Here is a 6203-nt window from a genome sequence, read left to right as displayed (position 1 = left end):
CCGGCCGCTGCAAGCGCTGCAACCAGGCCGCCAGCCACTCTGCCTGCTGATCGCTACGCGCCGACTGCCAGCTCCAGTCGCTGAACATCAGGATATTGGGGCGAGCCAGGCCACCGCAGCCTGGGCAGCGCGGCAACGGTGACAGCAGCCGGCAATGGGCCGTGTCGATCTCGGGCAGAAAGTCGTCGGCCGGCCAGATAGGCTGGCCACAACCGCGGTGGCACTGCAGATGGTGGATAGAGCCGTGGATCTCGTACACCCGTGTGGCGTCAAAACCCGCCCTTTGGAACTGGCCATCTACATTGCTGGTGTAGACCGCAGCACCATGAGCCATGCGGGTGGCGAAATCCTGCAGGATGGCAAAGCCCGCGTGTGGCCGGGTTGCGCGGTAGAGCACCAAACGGTGGCCATAGAAGCCCCAGGCCAGCGTCGGGTCGGCATCGAAATTGGACGGGTCGGCGATCTCCTCGAAGGCGAGGCCAGCTGCCGCCAAGGCCGGATAGGCCCGCCAGAAACCCTCCCGGCCACGAAAGTCCGGCAGGCCGGAATCCACCCCCATGCCCGCACCGGCCGCGATGATCAGCCCATCGGCCTCACGTAGCCACTGCACCGCCTCGTCCAAACCTTGCTCACCCATTGCAAGCTCGCCTCCACCTTGATCAGCCAGTCAGCTTAGGTGCAAAAACGTGGCGGCAACAAGCTGAGATAGTGGCCAGAATGCACAAAGGCCCGCATCGGAAACGATGCGAGCCTTTGACTTTCTGGTGCCGACTACCGGAATCGAACTGGTGACCTGCTGATTACAAGGCAGCTGCTCTACCAACTGAGCTAAGTCGGCGTAGGGGCGGGATTATACCGGGCTATTTGCCTTTTCCCATATCCTTGGACAGAAAAAACGCGTCCGAGAAGAAGTCTTCGGCCGGCAGGCCGCGGCCCGTGAAGCTGCCGTGGGCAGCTTCCACCATCACCGGGGCGCCGCAGGCATAGACTTCGTAGCCGGCCAGGTCGGCAAAATCGTGCAGCACGGCTTCATGCACAAAGCCGGTGCGACCATGCCAGGCGTCTTCCGGGCGCGGCTCGGAGAGCACCGGGATAAAGGTGAAGTTGGGATTCTCCACCTGCCACTGGCTGGGCAGCTCGGGCATGTAGAGATCATCCAGGGTACGAGCCCCCCAATACAGCACCATCTCGCGCTGTATGCCCTTCTTGATGGCGTATTCCACAATGCTGCGGATAGGCGCAAAACCGGTGCCGCTGGCCAGGAAGATGATGGGCTTGTCCGACTCCTCTTTTAGGAAGAAGGAACCCAGCGGGCCGGTGAAGCGCAGGATCTCGCGCTCGCGCATGGAGTGGTGCACGTATTCGGAGAACTCGCCCCCCGGCACCAGGCGTACATGCAGCTGCAGGTATTCGTCGTCGTGCGGCGGGTTGGCCAGCGAGAAGCTGCGCTTCTTGCCGTCCTTGGTATGCATATCAATGTACTGGCCAGCCAGGAACTGCAGCCGCTCATTGGTCGGCAGTTTGAGCGAGAGCACCGCCACATCGTGCGAGACGCGGTCGATCTTCTCTACCCGGCAAGGCAGGGTACGGATCTGGATATCCTTGGTGGCCTGTACCTCACGGCACTCGATGGTCACCTCACCCACTGGCTCGGCGCAGCAGAACAGCGCCAGGCCCTGGGCTTCCTCGGTCTTGTTGAGCGCCGACCCGGAATGCTCGCGGTGGCGCACCTCGCCGGCCAATACCTTGCCCTTGCAGGCACCACAAGCGCCGTTGCGGCAGCCATAGGGCATATTGAAGCCCGCGCGCATGGCGGCGTCGAGGATGGTTTCGCCGTCCTCTACCGTGACTTGCTGCTGGCTCGGTTCGATGGTGAGCTGACTGGACATGCCGGTTCCTGCTGAAAGGCCCGCTGCCGTTACAATGGCAGCATGCGAAAAAGAAGATTGTTGATCGTCGGTTGCGGCGACGTCATGCGTCGCGCACTCCCCTGGCTGACCCTGCGCTTCCAGGTCTACGCCCTGTGCCGGAGCGAGGAACAAGCCCTGGCACTGCGGCAGTTGGGCGTGCTGCCGGTACAGGGCGACCTGGACCAGCCGGACACGCTGGGACGCTTGGTCGGCCTCGCCGAATACGTCTTGCACAGCGCGCCACCTCCCAACCAGGGAGAGGACGACCCCCGTAGCAAACGGCTCATGGCCGTGCTGGGGCAAGCTGCGATTCTAGCACGCGGCCTCTGCTACATCAGTACCACCGGGGTCTATGGCGACTGTGGCGGCGCCCTGCTGGATGAGAGCCACCCCCTCAGGCCACAGTCCGCACGAGCCCTGCGGCGCGTTGCGGCCGAGCGCACGCTGCGCGGCTTGGGCAAGCGAGGCTGCCGGGTAAGCATATTGCGTGCACCCGGCATCTACGCGGCCGACCGCCTGCCACTGGAGCGGCTGCGCAGCGGCACGCCGGCCCTGCAGCCGAGCGAAGACGGCTATAGCAACCACATCCACGCCGACGATCTGGCCCATGCCGCCTGCCTCGCGCTATTTCGCGGCAGGCCGGGACGGGTCTACCACGCTTGCGACGATAGTGACTGGAAGATGGGGGATTGGTTCGACAAGGTGGCCGATGCCCACGGGCTACCACGCCCGCTGCGCCTACCGGCGGCCGAGGTCGAACGCTCGGTCTCACCGGCGCTGTGGTCCTTTATGCGGGAGTCTCGCCGGCTGAAGAATCGCCGGCTACGGCAGGAACTACGGCTGCGGCTGGCCTACGCCACGCCGCAGGTGCTGCTGGATCAATTGCGCAAGAGCTGATGCCGCTCCCGCTCCAGTTGGGCGATATAGCGCTGGAGCAGGTTCTCGGTCTGCCGCGGCAAGTCCACAAAGCGGGTGCCCAGCATGGTCTGTACGGTACCGTCGCGCTTGGTCACCTGGCGCTTGCTGCGCACTTCCAGCGAGACCTCGATGGTGCCAAAGGTGCCCAGGTCCAGCCGGCAGCCAGGGAATACATCCAGCTGTTCGACTTCCACCTGGCCGCTCATCCACAGCCCCATGCCGCCGATCGAGATATCGTGCAGCGGCAACTCCATGATCTTGCCGTTGGGGTGGCGCAGCTTGCAAACCAGCGGCTTGCCGACCGGGGTATCAAGGCGGAAATACTCACGCCGCTGAAGCTTGATCAGGTCATCCGGGAAACTGGCCGAGAAGGCCGGGCGGCCATCGTAGTCCACCTCGGTGACGCCGCCACTCAGCACAAACTGCACCCTCACCCCTTCGGGGGCGGCGGCAAAGACGATGTGGCTGGCACGCAGGAAGGCACGGTTGATCGCCTCCACCCCGCTGATGTCGAACAGGAACTGCTGGGCCTTGGGGTCGGCCTCCAGGATGGCAGACAGGAAGGAGAACTCGCCATGGTTGAAGTAGATGGTGACAAGGTCACCCTTCTGGGCGAGCGAGCGCAATACGAACCCGATCTCCATCGGCGTACGCAACAGGAAATTACCGACGTCGACCCCTTCCGGGATCAGGGCGATCGGTCCTTTACCTTCCGTAGCAGTGCTGTTGTCCGTTTCCACCACAGTCTGTTCGACCTGAATAATTATAGAATTTCCTGATTCTGCCACACGCCGCGCCAGGCTTGCTTTGGTACAAAGTTATCCACAGGCTGTAGCGCAGCTATGCTGGCCTACTCCGCCAAAATAATGCCTACGTCATGCGAAAATACCTTCGCGCCGGCACCATAGTTGACGAAGAGGCGCAATTTACCCGCTTTATCGAGAATATAGCTACCCGCGCTGTGGTCCACCGTGTAGTCGGTACCAGCGGCACCATTCTTCTGATAAACGATCTTGAAACTGTCGGCCACCTTGCGGATTTGCTCCGGTGAACCAGACAAGCCGATGAAGCTCGGATTGAAAGCCGGCACATACTGCCCGAGCAAGGCAGGGGTATCGCGCTCGGGGTCTACCGTCACAAACAGCACCTGTACCCCGCTCGCCTTGTCCCCCAGCTGCTTCATGGTCGATGCCAGTTCACTCATGGTGGTCGGACAGACATCCGGGCAGTGGGTATAGCCGAAGAACAGCACCACGACCTTGCCCTTGAATTCAGACAGGCTGTGCGGTTTGCCATCGTGGCCAGTGAGCTGAAAGTCACCACCGATGGCGGCGCCGGTCACGTCGGTGGCCTGGAAATCCGGCGCCGGCGTCTTGCTGCATGCAGCAAGACCCAATGCCAGGGCCACGAACGCGGCGCTAAGGGGTTTGAGCATCATCAGATCAGTCGGATGGGCAGGTAGTGGTCCAGCAGCAAGGCCGCGAACAAGAGCGAGAGATAGAGGATGGAATAGCGGAAGGCGCTACGCGCCAAGGCATCCGAGTAGCTGCGCCAGATACGCCAGGCGTAGACCAGGAAGGCGGCATCCAGCAGGGCCGCGCTGACGAGATAGATCCAACCGGCCATGCCGGTGGCCACCGGCAGCAGGGTCACCGCAGTCAAAATCAAGGTATAGAGCAGCACATGCAGGCGGGTAAAGGCCTCGCCATGGGTCACCGGCAGCATGGGCAGGCCAGCACGGGCATAGTCGTCGCGGCGGTACAGCGCCAATGCCCAAAAGTGCGGTGGCGTCCAGGCAAAGATGATCAGGAACAGGATCATGGCATCGTGGCTGACCGTGCCGGTCACCGCGGCCCAGCCCAGGATGGGCGGCATGGCACCGGACGCTCCGCCGATCACGATGTTCTGTGGCGTATTGGGCTTGAGCACGATGGTATAGACGATGGCGTAACCGACAAAGGTCGCCAAGGTCAGCCACATGGTCAGCGGGTTGACCCAGGCATACAGCAGCCAGAGGCCCAGGCCACCGACCAGCAAGGCAAAGGCCAGGGTCTGGCCGCTGGTAACCTGGCCACGCGGCAGCGGCCGGGCGCGGGTGCGCGCCATCAGGGCGTCGATCTTCTGCTCAACCAGGCAATTGATGGCGGCCGCCGCACCTGCCACCAGGGCGATGCCGACAGTGCCGGCGAGCACTGCCGTCAACGGCGGCAGCTCGGGCGAGGCCAGGAACATGCCGATAACGGCGCAAAATACGATCAGGGCTACCACCCGGGGCTTGGCCAGCGCCAGAAATTCGCGCAGGCGGGCCTTCAGGCCCGGTCCGGGTTTGGCTAGTGTCGTGGCGGTCATGCTGTCTCCTGCATTGTTATCCGTACTGCGCCACACGGTCCGGCCCCCACTTCAGCGGCGGGGTGCCAGCCGGTAATTCAACGTCACCATCAAGGTCAGCAAGAGGGCGGCGCCCGCGTTGTGCAGCACCGCCACCGGCAGGGGCAGATGCAGCAATACATTGCTGATCCCCAGGCCAACCTGTACCAGCAGGACCACGCCGATACCGAGCGCAAGGCTACGCAAAACCCCTCTTGCATACAAGCGCCAGGCCAGCCAGCCAACGTAGCAGAAGGTGATCAGGGCTCCCAGCCGGTGCAGCCAGTGGATCGCGGTCAGATTGGCCATGCTCAGGAGCGCACCATCAGGCGTCTGGCCCAGCTCGCGGTGCACATGGAAGGCATCGCGGAAGTCCATATTGGGCACAAGGCTGCCCTGGCAGGTGGGGAAGTCGGTACATACCACGGCCGCGTAGTTGGTACTGACCCAGCCACCCAGAATGATCTGGCAGGCCACCACCAGCAGACCCAGCAGGGCGAACTTGCGCAGGCCGGCAGACTCGCGCGAGAGGTCTGGCCACTCCCGTTGCCTGAGGCTGAGCCAGACCAGCACAGCCAAAATACTCATGCCGCCGATCAGATGCCCGGTGACGATGGCGGGTTTTAGCAACAGGGTGACCGTCCACATGCCCAGCGCGCCCTGGAAGCAGACCAGCAGGAAGGCAAAGATAGGCAGCATGGGCGACTGTCGCAGTCGCTCACGCTGACGGATGGCCAGGGTCATCAGCACCAGGATCAACAAGCCCAGGCCGCTGGCGAAGTAGCGGTGCACCATCTCCTTCCAGGCCTTGGCCATACTGACCGGGCCGTGTGGCTGGTCGGCATGGGCGGCACTGATCTGCTCAAGCGCATGGATGGGGCTGGCCTTGCCATAGCAGCCAGGCCAGTCCGGGCAACCCAAGCCGGCGTCAGACAAACGCACATAGGCACCCAGTACGATCAGGCAGAAGGTCCAGATGGCGGCGAACAGCGCAAGTTTGCGGTACAT

General features: G+C 63.0%; 7 protein-coding genes and 1 tRNA gene. 1 reads left to right on the top strand and 7 read right to left on the bottom strand.

Annotated elements, in window-relative coordinates; genetic code table 11:
- The 3 genes from VIM95_RS16250 to VIM95_RS16240 all read right to left on the bottom strand — a co-directional run.
- Positions 1–637 (bottom strand): SIR2 family NAD-dependent protein deacylase (locus tag VIM95_RS16250; RefSeq protein ID WP_331987778.1); only part of this gene is annotated, 637 nt, incomplete at its 3' end.
- 125 nt (positions 638–762) lie between these two features.
- Positions 763–838 (bottom strand) — tRNA-Thr (locus VIM95_RS16245).
- A 22-nt stretch (positions 839–860) separates the two neighbouring features.
- Entirely contained in the window at positions 861–1889 is a 1029-nt protein-coding gene (locus tag VIM95_RS16240) for a CDP-6-deoxy-delta-3,4-glucoseen reductase (RefSeq protein ID WP_331987776.1), read from the bottom strand.
- Positions 1890–1973: 84 nt separating this feature from the next.
- On the opposite strand from VIM95_RS16240, the gene VIM95_RS16235 reads away from it, so the two are divergent.
- Positions 1974–2807 (top strand): SDR family NAD(P)-dependent oxidoreductase, encoded by an 834-nt coding sequence (locus tag VIM95_RS16235; RefSeq protein ID WP_331987774.1) that lies wholly within the window; start codon positions 1974–1976, stop codon positions 2805–2807.
- On the opposite strand, the gene VIM95_RS16230 is transcribed toward VIM95_RS16235, so the two are convergent.
- The 4 genes from VIM95_RS16230 to VIM95_RS16215 all read right to left on the bottom strand — a co-directional run bounded on the left by VIM95_RS16230 (position 2789) and on the right by VIM95_RS16215 (position 6203).
- Positions 2789–3568 (bottom strand): flagellar brake protein, encoded by a 780-nt coding sequence (locus VIM95_RS16230; RefSeq protein ID WP_331987773.1) that lies wholly within the window; start codon positions 3566–3568, stop codon positions 2789–2791. The two genes, VIM95_RS16235 and VIM95_RS16230, sit on opposite strands and share 19 nt — an antisense overlap.
- Positions 3569–3678: 110 nt before the next feature.
- Positions 3679–4266 (bottom strand): SCO family protein, encoded by a 588-nt coding sequence (locus VIM95_RS16225; RefSeq protein ID WP_331987772.1) that lies wholly within the window; start codon positions 4264–4266, stop codon positions 3679–3681.
- Positions 4266–5177: a heme o synthase gene (gene cyoE / locus VIM95_RS16220; RefSeq protein ID WP_331987770.1), complete on the bottom strand. Its 912-nt coding sequence runs from the start codon at positions 5175–5177 to the stop codon at positions 4266–4268. Before cyoE ends, VIM95_RS16225 begins: the two co-directional genes overlap by 1 nt.
- A gap of 51 nt (positions 5178–5228) precedes the next feature.
- Positions 5229–6203, bottom strand: a complete 975-nt coding sequence (locus VIM95_RS16215; RefSeq protein ID WP_331987767.1) for a COX15/CtaA family protein — start codon at positions 6201–6203, stop codon at positions 5229–5231.

Source organism: Chitinimonas sp., assembly GCF_036568685.1.
In the GTDB taxonomy this organism is placed as follows: Bacteria; Pseudomonadota; Gammaproteobacteria; order Burkholderiales; family Chitinimonadaceae; genus Chitinimonas.
This window is presented reverse-complemented; position numbering and strand designations above follow the sequence as displayed.